General features: G+C 60.1%; 14 protein-coding genes. 4 read left to right on the top strand and 10 right to left on the bottom strand.

Translation table 11 applies throughout. The annotated features are described in order from the left end of the window. Nucleotides 1-12: 12 nt before the first annotated feature. Together trmFO and gluQRS are read left to right on the top strand one after the other, a co-directional pair. On the top strand, nt 13-1,371 hold the full coding sequence (gene trmFO / locus LOM8899_RS07925) for a methylenetetrahydrofolate--tRNA-(uracil(54)-C(5))-methyltransferase (FADH(2)-oxidizing) TrmFO (RefSeq protein ID WP_093991669.1): 1,359 nt from the start codon (nt 13-15) through the stop codon (nt 1,369-1,371). Next, entirely contained in the window at nt 1,368-2,204 is an 837-nt protein-coding gene (gene gluQRS / locus LOM8899_RS07930; RefSeq protein ID WP_093991670.1) for a tRNA glutamyl-Q(34) synthetase GluQRS, read from the top strand. The genes trmFO and gluQRS overlap by 4 nt, the downstream gene beginning before the upstream one ends. A 38-nt stretch (nt 2,205-2,242) precedes the next feature. On the opposite strand, the gene hisI is transcribed toward gluQRS, so the two are convergent. After that, nucleotides 2,243-2,596 carry a phosphoribosyl-AMP cyclohydrolase gene (gene hisI, locus LOM8899_RS07935; RefSeq protein ID WP_093991671.1) on the bottom strand — a complete coding sequence of 118 codons (354 nt, stop codon included), beginning with the start codon at nt 2,594-2,596 and terminating at the stop codon, nt 2,243-2,245. A 69-nt stretch (nt 2,597-2,665) separates the two neighbouring features. On the opposite strand from hisI, the gene LOM8899_RS07940 reads away from it, so the two are divergent. Then, entirely contained in the window at nt 2,666-3,118 is a 453-nt protein-coding gene (locus tag LOM8899_RS07940) for an iron-sulfur cluster assembly scaffold protein (protein ID WP_093991672.1), read from the top strand. 197 nt (nt 3,119-3,315) lie between these two features. Here the strand turns inward: LOM8899_RS07940 and LOM8899_RS23850 are convergent, their stop codons facing one another. From LOM8899_RS23850 to sciP, 5 genes are all read right to left on the bottom strand, one after another. Next, on the bottom strand, nt 3,316-3,438 hold the full coding sequence (locus LOM8899_RS23850) for a hypothetical protein (RefSeq protein WP_281253207.1): 123 nt from the start codon (nt 3,436-3,438) through the stop codon (nt 3,316-3,318). Between the two features lie 100 nt (nt 3,439-3,538). Next, nucleotides 3,539-5,632 (bottom strand): ATP-dependent DNA helicase RecG, encoded by a 2,094-nt coding sequence (gene recG / locus LOM8899_RS07945; RefSeq protein WP_245820485.1) that lies wholly within the window; start codon nt 5,630-5,632, stop codon nt 3,539-3,541. Further along, nucleotides 5,632-7,755 carry an NAD-dependent DNA ligase LigA gene (gene ligA, locus LOM8899_RS07950; RefSeq protein ID WP_093991867.1) on the bottom strand — a complete coding sequence of 708 codons (2,124 nt, stop codon included), beginning with the start codon at nt 7,753-7,755 and terminating at the stop codon, nt 5,632-5,634. The genes recG and ligA overlap by 1 nt, the downstream gene beginning before the upstream one ends. A 245-nt stretch (nt 7,756-8,000) precedes the next feature. Then, a complete protein-coding gene (gene ctrA, locus LOM8899_RS07955; RefSeq protein ID WP_093991673.1) occupies nt 8,001-8,717 on the bottom strand; it encodes a response regulator transcription factor CtrA in 717 nt (238 codons plus the stop codon). A gap of 87 nt (nt 8,718-8,804) precedes the next feature. Continuing rightward, the gene (sciP, locus tag LOM8899_RS07960) at nt 8,805-9,083 is read right to left on the bottom strand and encodes a CtrA inhibitor SciP (protein WP_093991674.1); all 279 of its coding nucleotides are present in this window, start codon (nt 9,081-9,083) and stop codon (nt 8,805-8,807) included. A gap of 168 nt (nt 9,084-9,251) precedes the next feature. On the opposite strand from sciP, the gene mnmA reads away from it, so the two are divergent. Next, the gene (mnmA, locus tag LOM8899_RS07965) at nt 9,252-10,391 is read left to right on the top strand and encodes a tRNA 2-thiouridine(34) synthase MnmA (RefSeq protein WP_093991675.1); all 1,140 of its coding nucleotides are present in this window, start codon (nt 9,252-9,254) and stop codon (nt 10,389-10,391) included. A 23-nt stretch (nt 10,392-10,414) separates the two neighbouring features. On the opposite strand, the gene lpxB is transcribed toward mnmA, so the two are convergent. The 4 genes from lpxB to fabZ are packed head-to-tail and all read right to left on the bottom strand — an operon-like array spanning nt 10,415 to nt 13,723. After that, nucleotides 10,415-11,563 (bottom strand): lipid-A-disaccharide synthase, encoded by a 1,149-nt coding sequence (gene lpxB, locus LOM8899_RS07970; RefSeq protein WP_093991676.1) that lies wholly within the window; start codon nt 11,561-11,563, stop codon nt 10,415-10,417. Then, the gene (locus LOM8899_RS07975) at nt 11,560-12,474 is read right to left on the bottom strand and encodes an LpxI family protein (protein ID WP_093991677.1); all 915 of its coding nucleotides are present in this window, start codon (nt 12,472-12,474) and stop codon (nt 11,560-11,562) included. The genes lpxB and LOM8899_RS07975 overlap by 4 nt, the downstream gene beginning before the upstream one ends. Further along, complete coding sequence (gene lpxA / locus LOM8899_RS07980; RefSeq protein ID WP_093991678.1) at nt 12,471-13,253, bottom strand: acyl-ACP--UDP-N-acetylglucosamine O-acyltransferase; 783 nt, start codon at nt 13,251-13,253, stop codon at nt 12,471-12,473. The genes LOM8899_RS07975 and lpxA overlap by 4 nt, the downstream gene beginning before the upstream one ends. Nucleotides 13,254-13,255: 2 nt before the next feature. Then, entirely contained in the window at nt 13,256-13,723 is a 468-nt protein-coding gene (gene fabZ, locus LOM8899_RS07985; RefSeq protein ID WP_093991679.1) for a 3-hydroxyacyl-ACP dehydratase FabZ, read from the bottom strand. Nucleotides 13,724-13,776 lie beyond the last annotated feature (53 nt).

Consider the following 13,776-nt stretch of genomic DNA (forward strand, 5'->3'; position numbering starts at 1 on the left):
TAAGTCAATCGCATGACACAAACATTGCACATCATCGGCGGCGGCATGGCCGGATCCGAAGCCGCTTGGCAGGCCGCGCAACTCGGCGTTCCCGTAGTGATCCACGAGATGCGGCCAAAAGTGGAAACCTTTGCACATCGGACCGGAAATCTGGCCGAAATGGTCTGCTCGAACTCGTTCCGCTCCGACGATAGCGAGCAGAATGCCGTCGGCCTCCTTCATTGGGAAATGCGCGCCGCTGGCGGCCTGATCATGGACATGGCAACAAAGCACCGGCTACCGGCGGGTGGCGCTCTGGCGGTTGACCGGGACCCGTTCGCGGAGAGCGTCACCGCTGCGCTCAAGGCGCACCCGTTGGTGACGGTATCTTACGAGGAAATCACCGCCCTGCCGGACAACGGACATTGGATCATTGCAACAGGTCCTCTGACCTCGGGCGCATTGGCACAGGCAGTGCAAGAAGAGACGGGTGCTGATGCACTCGCCTTCTTCGACGCTATCGCGCCGATCGTCTATTTCGACAGCATCGACATGAACGTCGCTTGGATGCAATCGCGCTACGACAAAGGCGAAACCGAAGAGGAGCGAACCGCCTACCTCAACTGTCCGATGACAAAAGATCAGTATGAGGCTTTCATCGACGCGCTGCTCGCCGCCGAAAAGGCCGAGTTCAAGGAAGGCGAAACCGCCGGATACTTTGACGGTTGCCTGCCGATCGAGGTCATGGCCGAGCGCGGCCGCGAGACCTTGCGCTTCGGGCCGATGAAGCCGGTCGGACTGACCAACGCCCACGATCCAGCCAACAAGCCATATGCCGTCGTCCAGCTTCGCCGCGACAACGCTTTGGGCACATTGTTCAACATCGTCGGCTTTCAGACCAAGATGAAGTATGGTGCGCAAGCCCATGTTCTGAGGATGATTCCGGGCTTGCATGTTGCGAAGTTCGCGCGTTTGGGCGGCATCCATCGCAACACCTTCCTGAACTCGCCGACCCTGCTGGACGAACAGATGCGTCTAAAATCCAAACCCCACATTCGCTTTGCGGGGCAAATCACCGGTGTCGAAGGCTACGTGGAATCCGCCGCGATGGGGCTCTTGGCGGGCCGCATGGCCGCTGCCGAAATCAAGGGCGAAACCTTGCCCGAAGTCCCAAGAACGTCCGCGATGGGCGCGCTCGTTCATCACATAACCGGCGGAGCCGAGGCAAAGACGTTTCAGCCGATGAATGTCAATTTCGGTCTCTTTCCGCCGCTTGACGGGGTGCGTGGCGGGCGGCGCGGTCGCAAGGACCGCTACAAGGGCTATACCGATCGGGCCAAAGAGGATTGGCAAACCTGGCTTGCCCCCCAATCTTCGCTCGCGGCCGAGTGATCACGCGTTTCGCTCCCTCGCCCACCGGGCCGCTTCACCTCGGACACGCGTATTCCGCGTTGCTGGCGTCGGACATGGCCAGAGAGGAAGGAGGAGCCTTACTCCTGCGGATCGAGGATATCGATCAAAGCCGGTCTCGTCCGGAATGGGAACGCCAGATCGAGGACGATTTGCACTGGTTGGGGATCAATTGGCCCACGCCCGTGCTCCGTCAGTCTGACCGAATTCCTGCCTATCGATCTGCGCTCGAGTTGCTGTGGGAAAGAGGGCTACTCTATCCCTGCACATGCACGCGCCGTGATATCTACGAGGCGGCATCGGCCCCGCAAGAAGGCGCACGAACCGGGCCGGACGGCGTGATCTATCCCGGCACATGCCGCGGAAAAGCGCGAACCGGCCCCCTGCCCGACGGTGCCATGAGGTTGGACATGTCACGGGCGCTCAACGGCCTCGAAAGTATCGAATTCCAGGATACCGGCGCCCAGAACCCCGGAAATCACAACGTGTCAGCAATATCCATGCTGGAAACCGTGGGCGACATCGTCGTGGCGCGACGCGACTTCGGCACCTCATACCACCTCTCTGTTGTCGTGGATGACGCCTTTCAGAACATCACGCATGTGGTCCGCGGCGCAGACTTGTTCGAAGCGACGCAAATCCACGTTCTGCTGCAAACACTGCTCGGGTATCCGACCCCGGTCTATCATCACCACCGATTGATCCGCGATGAGAATGGCCGGCGCTTGGCAAAGCGCGACGACGCCAGAGCGCTAAGCCTCTATCGTCGAGAGGGTCTCACCCCCCAGAACATCAGGGCGCTTGTCGGTCTCTGATCGCCGATGATACAAATCGGTTTCCGAAATCGCTTGCGTCAGAGAGTGACGACCTCATGCTCGGCACCGTCCTTGATCGCCGTGTAAAAGCAGGTCCGGCGACCGGTGTGACATGCCGGTCCGGTTTGGCGAACTTTCACCAACAGGCAATCGCGGTCGCAATCCAGCCGCAACTCCGTCAGTTCCTGAATATTGCCCGACGTCTCGCCCTTTACCCAAAACGACTGGCGCGACCGCGACCAATAGGTGACACGACCGGTCGCCAAAGTCTTCTCGACGGCTTCGGCGTTCATCCAAGCCATCATCAGGACTTCACCCGTCTCATCGTCTTGCGCAATCGCAGGGATCAAGCCTGCGGCATCGAATGTCAGGGTCGATGGATCGAACGTCATGCTGAAAAACCTTTTGCATCGAGAGCACTCGCGCCTATGTAAAGAACAGACGTCTGAAGGGCAAACCGCATGGCCAACGATACCGATCTGATAAAGCTCTACTCTGCCCGCATACTCGGCCTTGCCGCAGACATGCCACGGACTGCAAGGCTTGCGGCGCCCGACGCGACTGCAAAAAGGCGCTCGCCCCTATGTGGGTCGACCGTGACAGTGGATGTCGCGCTGTCTGACGGCGTCATCACCGATTATGGCCAAGACGTCAAAGCTTGCGCGCTTGGTCAGGCCTCAGCCGCCATCGTCGGAGCAAACATCGTTGGCCTTACACCGGCAGAGGTGAAAAAGGGGCGCGATCAGCTCTATGCGATGTTGAAAGAAGGCGGCGATGTGCCGGGTGCTCCCTTCGGCGACTTCGAGGTGCTCGAACCGGCCCGGGACTACAAGAATCGGCACGCGTCCATCATGCTGGCCTTCGATGCGACGCTCGAAGCCCTTTCACAGGTCGCATCGAGCAACTGCGCCTGACCCGAAGACGCCGCAGCCAAAAAAAACCGCCGCACATCCGATGGGATGGCGGCGGAGGAAAGAGCGTTCTCACATGGGACCCGCTGGGGTCCTTTCTTCGGGGAGGCACCCCCGTGGAAAGGTCGGACAGGCAAATCCTAAAGCGCGGCCGGGACAGGCGGCGATGGTCAGCGGTGCGAGACGCCGGGCAGAAAACGTCAGATCAATCCAGGTAGGACAAGCCCCCCCATCAAGATCACAATCAAGGCAGCAACACCCAAAGCGTCGGCGACAATCGTGTCGCGGGAACGCAAAATGACAGATTTGATTTCCTTGGCCATGTGGTGTCTCCCTCGATTTGTTGCCCCTTTGTTCTCATATCATTAACCACCTGTAAAGAACTAAATGAGAACAAATGTGAACTTTCGGGGATAGACTTGGCTAACCGACTGAAATCAAACGGATCGCTCTGTCCTGTTCCATCAGCCACAACAGAACCCTCGCGGCGCGTCCCCGCGGCGTTTCGAGGCTGTGATCTTCCGCAAGGAGCTTCCGCGCGTCACTCTGGGCCAAGGCCATCAGGCTTGCTTGGCGTTCGAGGTCGGCAATCCGAAATCTAGGTAGTCCCGATTGCGCGGTCCCGATCACATCGCCTGCACCGCGCATGGCCAGGTCTTCTTCGGCGATACGAAACCCGTCCTCTGTCTCGCGAAGTATTTCCAAGCGTCTGCGGCCCGTTTCACTGAGGGGGTTCTGATAGAGCATGAGACAGGTGGACTGCGCGGCCCCTCGACCAACCCGCCCGCGCAATTGGTGAAGCTGCGCGAGGCCAAAGCTCTCGGCCCGCTCGATGACCATGATCGACGCATTGGGGACGTTGACCCCGACTTCGATCACGGTGGTCGCGACAAGAACCTTGGTTTCGCCGGCCGCAAAGCTCGCCATGGCCCGGTCCTTTTCGGCGGGAGGCAACTGGCCGTGCACCAGCCCCACAATCCCCTCACCGAAAGCGGCTCTCAGTCTCTTGAATCGCTCTTCGGCGGCGGTCATGTCACTGACCTCGCTCTCTTCCACAAGCGGACATACCCAATAGCACTGGCGCCCATAGGACACTGCAGCTTTGAGCTTCGTGATGACCTCGTCGATCCGCGAAGTGGCCACAAGAGCCGTCTGGACGGGCGTGCGCCCGGGGGGTTTCTCGTCGAGGATCGACACGTCCATATCACCGTACTGCGCCAGACTGAGCGATCGCGGGATCGGTGTCGCGGTCATCACCAACACGTCGACGGCTTCTCCCTTGGCCCCAAGCTCCAGTCTTTGCGCCACACCGAAGCGATGCTGCTCATCGACAACCGCCAGTCGAAGGTCGTGAAATACGACGTCTTTTTGAAATACGGCGTGGGTTCCGACAAGTATCTGGATATCCCCCGACGCCAATGCAGCGAGCTTGGACGCTCGGTCCGCCCCCTTGTCGCGACCGGTAAGAAGCTCCAGCACGACACCGGCGCTTTCGGCCAAGGGCTGCAGACCTTCCAGGTGCTGTCGCGCAAGGATCTCGGTCGGCGCCATCATGACCCCCTGCCCGCCCGCCTCTACGGCAACCAATAGGGCCAGCAACGCAACCAAGGTCTTGCCAGATCCAACATCCCCCTGGAGGAGACGGTTCATGCGAACCGGCTGTGCGAGATCCGCGGTGATCTCCGCGACCGCCCTTTTCTGTGCGCCGGTTGGCTCATACGGCAATGACTGCAAAGCGCGGGCCTGAAGCGTCCCCGTGCCTTGGCTTGCACGGCCCTTCCCGCGGCGGGACTTGGCACGTGCCAGGGCCAAAGTCAGCTGGTGGGCAAAGACCTCGTCATAGGCAAGCCGTTGCCGCGCAGGGCTTGTCGGTGCCAGATCCGATATCGACTTCGGGGTATGCGCCATTGCGACAGCGTCATGCCAATCCGGCCATGTTTCACGAACCTTCAACGCCGGATCGATCCACTCGGTCAATTCGGGAGCCATGCCCACGGCGCTCTTCGTTGCTCGCGCCATGAGCTTTTGCGAGATGCCACCATGCAAAGGATACACAGGCTCATAGGCCGGAATGGTGCCTGCCTGATCCTCGGTCAGAATGTGATCGGGGTGGACCATCTGTGCCACGCCATCAAACAATTCGATCTTGCCGGAAATTACTCTGCGTTGTCCCACCGGCAGCAATTTCTTCAAGTAATCGCCGCGGGCGTGAAAGAACACGATCTGAAACGATGTCTCGGAATCCTCGACCGTTACGCGATACGGGCGGCCCTTGATGGCGTTTGGCTGATGAGCCACAACCGTCACGGCAACGGTCACGACTGCAGGCGCCACCGCATCAGCGATGCTGTCACGCCGTTGACGGTCGATCCCGGAATAGGGAAGCGTAAAAAGCATATCCCGGGGCTTCTCGATCCCGGCGGAGACAAGAATTGCCTCTGTCTTCGGACCAATGCCATCGAGTGTGGACAAACCGCCGAAGAGCGGCCAGAGCAGTTCTGGGCGGCCGCCGGACACTAGGTCGCACCGATGAGGGTCAGCCACCCGGCTTCGTCGATAACCTCTACGCCCAATTCGGCCGCCTTTTTCGCTTTGGAACCGGCGCCGGGGCCCGCCACGAGCAGATCGGTCTTGGCACTCACCGACCCCGCAACCTTTGCGCCCAAGGCTTCCGCACGGGCCTTCGCCTCGGCCCGGCTCATCTGCTCCAGCGTTCCCGTAAACACGAGCGTCTTGCCCGCGATGGGACTATCGCCCAGATCCGGACGCTCCATCGGCACGACATCCAGTTCCGCGATCAATCGATCAATCGACGCTCGCTCGGCCGGGTTCTGAAACGCCGAGATGAGAGAGGTCGCCATTACCGCCCCGATTCCATCCACGTCCAGAAGATCGGTCCAAACCGGCCCCTCTCCAATCTCTGCTGCCGTCATCGCGGCCGCGAGGTCCTCCCATCGATGGAAGTGGGCGGCCACTAGGCCAGCTGCGGCCTCTCCCACATGGCGGATGCCCAAAGAAAAGAGAACACGCTGAAACGGTATTCTTCGCTTGTCCTCAATCGATTGAAAGAGGTTCTTCACGCTCGTCTTGCCAAACCCTTCGCGGTTCTCAAGCTTTGACACATTTGACGCATCCCGTTTGGCCAACGTGAAAATGTCCGCGGGTTCGCGCACCGGCAGCTGATCGTCCGCATAGAACATTTCGATCTGTTTCGCGCCGAGGCCGTCGATATCAAATGCAGAACGACCGACGAAATGCTTGAGCTTTTCGATGGCCTGCGCGGGGCAGATCAATCCGCCCGTGCACCGCCGGACCGCATCGCCGGGCTCCCGGATCGCGGGTGAGCCGCATTCCGGGCAGATATCCGGAAAGACATATGGTTCGGAATCGGTCGAGCGTTTGGACAGGTCGACATCGGCAATCTTGGGTATGACGTCGCCTGCGCGGTAGACCTGAACCCAGTCCCCCTCCCGGATATCCCGGCCCTCGCGTATCTCGTTACCCTTGGAATCCCGACCGGCGATGTAGTCCTCGTTGTGCAATGTTGCATTTGATACGACGACGCCGCCGACCGTCACCGGAGCGAGGCGTGCGACCGGTGACAAGGCCCCGGTCCGACCGACCTGTAGTTCGATACGTTCGAGCCGCGTCCAAGCGAGTTTGGCGGAGAATTTATGTGCGATTGCCCAACGCGGCGTGGTGGAGCGAAACCCAAGTCGGGCCTGCAGGCCGAGGTCATCGACTTTGTAGACGACACCATCGATGTCATACGGCAATTCCGCGCGAAGCGTCTCTATTTCGGCGTGGGCCTGCATCAACGCCTCGGGCCCGTCGCAGACCTTGGTCAACGGATTCGTCTGAAATCCCAGTGACTGCAATCTGTCGATGGCAGCGGACTGCGTTTCAGCCAAGGGTTCGGTGATCTCGCCCCAGGCATAGGCGAAAAACCTGAGTGGCCGCGACTCTGTGACCGATGCATCGAGCTGCCGCAGAGAACCCGCGGCCGCGTTGCGCGGATTGGCGAAAGCCTTGCCGCCCGATGCCTCTTGCCGCTGGTTCAATGCCGCAAAATCCGAATGGCTCATATAGACTTCACCACGCACCTCGAGGACCTCGGGAGCGCCTTCCAGTCGTTCCGGAATGTCGTCGATCGTCAGCGCGTTGGCGGTGACGTTTTCGCCGGTCTCCCCATCGCCGCGGGTGGCGGCCTGAACCAACCGCCCGTTTTCATACCGCAATGACAACGAGAGCCCATCGATCTTGGGCTCGGCGGTGTATCTCAGCGCGACGTCGTCGGGGAGCGAAAGGAACCGTCGGATGCGGGTGTCGAACTCCGTGACATCCTCCTCGTCAAAGGCATTAGAGAGGCTCAACATCCTTACTTGATGCCGGACTTTTCCAAAGGCTTCAGATGGAGCGGAACCGATTTGATCGGACGGACTATCTTTGCGACGAAGATCGGGGAAGCGCGCTTCGACGGCCGAGTTGTAGCGCTTAAGGAGATCGTAGTCGGCATCAGTGATGATCGGATCATCAGCCGTATGATAGGCCCTGTTCGCATCCGCCAAGAGCCCGGCCAAATCCCGCAACGCACTCTCCGCTTCCGATGCAGAGAGTTCGTCGACCGGCTTGGACGTCACCGATTCTATCTTGCTTTGGCTCAATCCCGTCGCTCCACCAACTGACAGGGCCCAGCTTGCCCCTCACTCGGTTCTAGGAGGCCCTAGGGGACTCGTCTAGTGGAGTGGCCGCAAAACCCTTCCAGAAGACATTCCGCAATCAAACGAAGCAAGAGTTCGCCTTGGCGAATTATGGGCGGAACACGGAGGACATCCCTTGAAAAGACTGACCGTGAGTGGTGTCCAAGGAAAGTGTCCAGTGCGCATCAAGCGCCGATCGCAAGCCGCTCCTCATCGTCGGACTCACGTTCACCTTCTCGCAACACATAGCCGCGTCCCCACACGGTTTCGATGTAATTCTCGCCCCCGGTGGCCTGACTCAACTTCTTGCGCAACTTGCAAATGAAAACGTCGATGATCTTGAGTTCGGGTTCGTCCATCCCGCCATACAGGTGGTTGAGGAACATCTCCTTGGTCAGGGTCGTGCCCTTACGAAGGCTCAGCAATTCGAGCATTTGATATTCCTTGCCCGTCAGATGCACGGGGCTGCCGCCGACTTCGACGGTCTTGGCGTCGAGGTTCACCGAAATCCTGCCAGTGCGGATGATCGACTGAGCATGACCCTTCGATCGACGAATGATCGCGTGGATCCGCGCCACCAGTTCTTCGCGGTGAAATGGCTTCGTCAGGTAGTCGTCGGCGCCGAAACCAAATCCCTTGATCTTGCTCTCGGTGCCGTCTTCCCCCGAAAGAATGAGGATCGGCGTATCAATCCGGGCAAGGCGCAACTGGCGCAGCACGTCATGACCGTTCATATCCGGCAGGTACAGGTCCAGAAGGATGAGGTCATAGTCATATAACTTTGCGAGATCGATCCCCTCCTCGCCCATATTGGTCGCATAGACGTTGAGGTTCGCGTGCGTCAGCATCATTTCGATGCTCCTCGACGTCGTGGGATCGTCTTCTACCAGCAAAATCCGCATTCCAAGTCTCCGATTCAATTCCCTAAACATGTTGTGACTCGGAATGGTTAACCATCCAATAACAGGACCGACGATAGTGCACACCACCTAGGGTTGTCTATACCTTTGCAGGGCGGTGGCGCGCAGAGCGGCCTCTCCGTGTGTCTCGACAGCGGAACGCCAGGCGTCGAACTCGTCTTCGGACAGTCCATAGGTTGCAAGAGCAGCGTCACGTGAAATGAGACCGGCGCTTACTGCGCGGACCACTGCCGCCTTGCGTGATGCCACCCAGCGTGTCGTATCCGGCGCCGGCAGATCGGCGCGCGTCATGATCGTTCCATCGGATAGTGTGACAGACCTCGGCCCGTCAATCTTGCGTAAATACATGTCTCACCCCTCGTGATATAGTGCAGGGTCATATGTGACTTTGGGGAATTAAGGACCGGTGAAACCGGGGGTTGAGAGTGCAGTGCATTTGCCTATATTCCATAGGAATTGGCGGCCTTCAGACACAGCTTCGCCACAGTTTCGAACCATTGCCCAATCGGATAGATCATGCCCCTCGACCCTGCGCTCAATTCGCTCGGCCTGCCCAAGCCGCCTTCGGAAACCCGGGTTGTCGTGGCCATGTCCGGTGGCGTCGACAGCTCCGTCGTCGCCGCGCAATTGGCCGAAGAAGGTTATGACGTCGTCGGCGTCACACTTCAATTGTATGATCACGGTGCCGCTCTGGCCAAGAAAGGCGCGTGTTGCGCCGGGCGAGATATCCACGATGCACGGCGTGTGGCCGAAACCATGGGTTTCCCACATTACGTCCTCGATTATGAAAACACCTTTCGCGAGGCGGTGATCGACGAATTCGCCGACAGTTATCTGGCCGGTGCAACGCCTGTTCCCTGCATCCGTTGCAACGAAAGGGTCAAATTCAAGGACCTGCTCAACACCGCGCGGGATCTGGATGCCGATTGCATGGCGACGGGGCACTACATCCAGCGCAAGATGGGCGACCTCGGAGCAGAACTCCACCAGGCCGCAGATGCCGCTCGGGACCAGTCCTATTTTCTGTTCTCTACGACCAAGGAGCAGCTGGACTATCTGCGCTTCCCCCTTGGGCACCTCCATTCAAAGGCCGAGACGCGCGCACTGGCGCAGCGTTACGGTTTGTCCGTCGCGGACAAGCCGGATAGCCAAGACATCTGCTTTGTCCCCAACGGCAACTATGCTGCCGTGATCGAAAAGCTGCGCCCCGGTGCGGCCGAACCGGGCGAGATCGTCGATCCGAACGGGCATGTCTTGGGCGTGCACAAGGGTGTAATCCACTACACGATCGGACAACGACGCGGGCTTGGGATCGGCGGTTTGGCCGATCCGTTGTATGTCGTGAAACTCGACGTCGACAAACGTCAGGTCGTGGTCGGCCCCAAGGAAATGCTGGCGACGCGTCGTGTTCCGTTGCGCGAAGTCAACTGGCTGGGAGACGATGGGCTGACGGACATGGCCGAGCGCGAGATCGCGGTAAAGGTTCGGTCGACGCGACCGCCTATTCCGGCCATCCTCAGACCGATCTCGCAGACCGAGGCCGAGGTGGAACTCATGGTCGCCGAAGAAGGCGTGTCACCCGGTCAAGCCTGCGTATTCTACGCACCCGACGATAGTCGCGTTCTGGGCGGCGGCTGGATCTGGCGGGGCCGCTAGGAGCCTTCGCCCGAACAGCAGTCTCAGCCCAACCGGTCGAGGATCGCTTTTGCCGCGCGAAGTCCGGGGCGTTCCTGACCTTTGCCGAGACGTTCCATCGTGACGCGCATGGCCGCTTCCTGACGTCCCGGCGCATCCAACACCGACTTCAGACCTTCCGCGATCAGATCGGGCTGACAGTTCTTACCGATGAATTCGGGCACGGTGCGGGTCTCGCTGACAAGATTGACCAGCGTAACGGTGTCGATCTTGAGCATTCGGCTGATGATCTGGCGGCTGATCCAGTTCATGTCATACGCAATCAACATTGGGGTCTGAGCAGCAGCAAGCTCAAGGGAGACAGTGCCAGATGCGGCCAGTGCCACGTCAGCCGCGGCAAATGCAGACCGCTTCGCGGCTCTTGTGGGCCCATCATTTGCGGGGGCCAACAGGATCGGATCGCCGGGCCAGTCAGCGGTCAATGCTTCGACCATCTCAGCGACGGGGGCCGCCGCCGGCAAGACGATCCGCGCACCGGGGCGTTCCCCCAAGAGCAACGACAGCGCCTTGCCAAAGACGGGCGCCAGCCGGGACACCTCACCCCGTCGCGATCCCGGAAGGGCAAGGATCAGCGGCGCATCTCCGATATCGTGCGCTTTGCGAAATGCCGCCGCGTCTTCGGGGCTGGCAACGGGTTCGGCCACCACGGGATGACCGACAAAGTCGCACTCCATGCCGGCTGCCTCCATCAGGGGCGGCTCGAAGGGAAGAAGTGCCAGCACATGATCAATGACCTTTGCCATCTTGGCTGCCCTGCCGGAGCGCCAAGCCCATACAGATGGGGCGACATAGTGCACTGTGCGCATGGGCCGAGCCGCCTTGACGAGTTTTGCCACACGAAGGCAGAAATCCGGGCTGTCGATGGTCAGCAACACGTCGGCATCCCAACTCAGGGCGGCGTCGGCACATTCAGCGATCCGACGCTTCAGTTTGGTGTATTTGGGGAGAACTTCGGCAAGCCCCATGACGCTCAGCTCGGTCATGTCAAACCGACTGTCCAGCCCCTGGGCCTGCATCAATGGTCCGCCTACACCGTCGAATTGCACATCCGGCTGCAATTCACGAAGCCCGGCCATGACCGCGCCGCCCAAGGCATCGCCCGACGGCTCTCCTGCGATCACAAAGACCTTCATGCCGCACCACCGTGAGGGCGTATCCAGAGGAATTTTCCGGCTTGGTCGAGGGTTGCGACAACGGTGTCCTGGTCCAGAACCATCACCGCACCAGCCTCGATGACGATACCGTCCAGCCCGACCTCGCAGATGCGTCTGGCTGTATCCGGCCCGATGACAGGCAGATCCGCGCGCCGATCCTGATCGGGCTTCGGTGCCTTGAACAGGATTGCGCCCGAACCGGGCGCCGCTTGCTTGGAGTTGGACAGCCAATCCGCCGCGCCGCCAATGATATCGGACGCCGAACTCATCATCCAAGAAAGCGGATCGGTTGCCAAAGGGTCCGCCGTGGTAGCGAGCGTGTCGAGCATGGCGTCGGTCCCGGCCTGATCTTCCTTGGCCAGAACCCTGCCAGCGCCGACAATACAGGCCTGCCCCTGATCAGCCTTTCCCATCTGCGCGATCACATCTTCCGCAACCGCAGCGTCTTGAACATGGCCGGCTTCCGGCTTGCAGAGCGTCGGGATGCCCGCCCGGGCGAGGAGTTCCGGTGCGATCCCATGTGCCGAGACGACCTCGATTCCCCGATCCTCGAAGACGCCGATCATTGCCCGAAGTGCGCCGTCATCACCTTTGCCCAAAGCGTCCATCAGGATCGGCACGAGTGGGCGAGTTGCATCGTCGATGAGGGCAGGATCGATGACAGGGCGTCGTATCGCCCCCGCCATGCATATTCGGGTCACGCCCATGTCCTTCAAGGTCTGGAGCAACGATCCAAGGGTCTCCAGCCGGAAACCAATCGTCGGGACGCCATCCGGAACCTCGGGGACAAAGCCGTGCAAGGCACATACCACCGGAGTGTCGCCTCGCGCACGCAGACGCGCGATCAATACGGCAGGCAATGCCCCCGTCCCTGCAATCAGGGCGATCATCTTGGGGTCAGGAACTGGCGATGTGTCGCCCCTGTGACAAATGCGATCAGTTCATCCACATAGGGGCTGGCATCGGCATCCAACGCCCTCGCCCGTTCCACGAAAGTGCCCTCTCCAGACTTGAGCGTCTGGAATGCCGCCCGAAGCGCGTCGATGTCCGCGCGAGGCACGCCACGGCGCTTCAAACCGACAAGGTTGAGCCCCTCCAACTCGCCGCGCGCACCTTGGACGAGGCCGTGCGGGATAACGTCGTGCGTAACCATGGTGAGCGCGCCGATGATGGCGCCACGGCCAATCCGGACAAACTGATGCACACCGCACAAGCCTCCGACGATCACATCGTCTTCGAGGATGCAATGCCCGGCAATCGCCACCGAATTGACCACGATGACCCGGTCACCGATCTGCGCATCATGGGCGATGTGACAGCCGGCCATGAATAGGCCGTCGTCACCGATACGGGTTTCCCCTCCGCCATGATCCGTTCCGAGATGGATTGTGACATGCTCGCGGATCCGATTTCGGGCGCCAATGCGAAGGCGGCTCTTTTCGCCCGCAAACTTCAGATCCTGCGGGACTTCACCGACGACCGCAAATTGGTAGATGGTCGTCCCCTCGCCAATATGGGTGTCGCCGGCGATCACCACGTGCGATTTGAGCGTGACGTCAGCTGCCAGGACCACCTCGGCACCGATGTGACAAAACGGCCCGATGCTGCAACCGGGGCCAATGCTGGCGCCCGGCTCAATGATCGCACTCGGGTGAATAGCGGCTTCCATGGTCAGCCTTTGAGATCCATCATCGCCGTAAATTCAACCTCGGACGCCATCTCGCCTTCGACGGTCGCGACGCCACGGAAACGCCAGACCTTGCCGCCGGGCTTGCCACGCAGCGTGGTCACTTCCATCCGGAGTTGATCGCCGGGAACGACCTTGCGGCGGAACTTGCAGCCGTCGATCGCCATGAAATAGATCAGAAGGTTTCCATCTGTCAGACCAAGGGACGTTCCAACCATCACCGCAGCGGTCTGCGCCATTGCCTCGACGATCGTGACGCCAGGCATGATGGGGTTCCCGGGGAAATGCCCCTGAAAATGAGGCTCATTCATCGTGACGTTCTTCAGGCCCACGGCCGAAGTGGTGCCCTCGATGTCGATCACCCGGTCGACGAGCAGAAACGGATATCTATGAGGCAGGATCGCTTGGATCAGTTGGATATCCGCTTGGGTCGGTGGCGCAGTGTCAGACATGATTTTTTCCTTGGAGCAACCGTTGAGAATGAGTAGCAACTCGTCCCGGCCGG

This window comes from Flavimaricola marinus, from assembly GCF_900184895.1.
In the GTDB taxonomy this organism is placed as follows: Bacteria; Pseudomonadota; Alphaproteobacteria; order Rhodobacterales; family Rhodobacteraceae; genus Flavimaricola; species Flavimaricola marinus.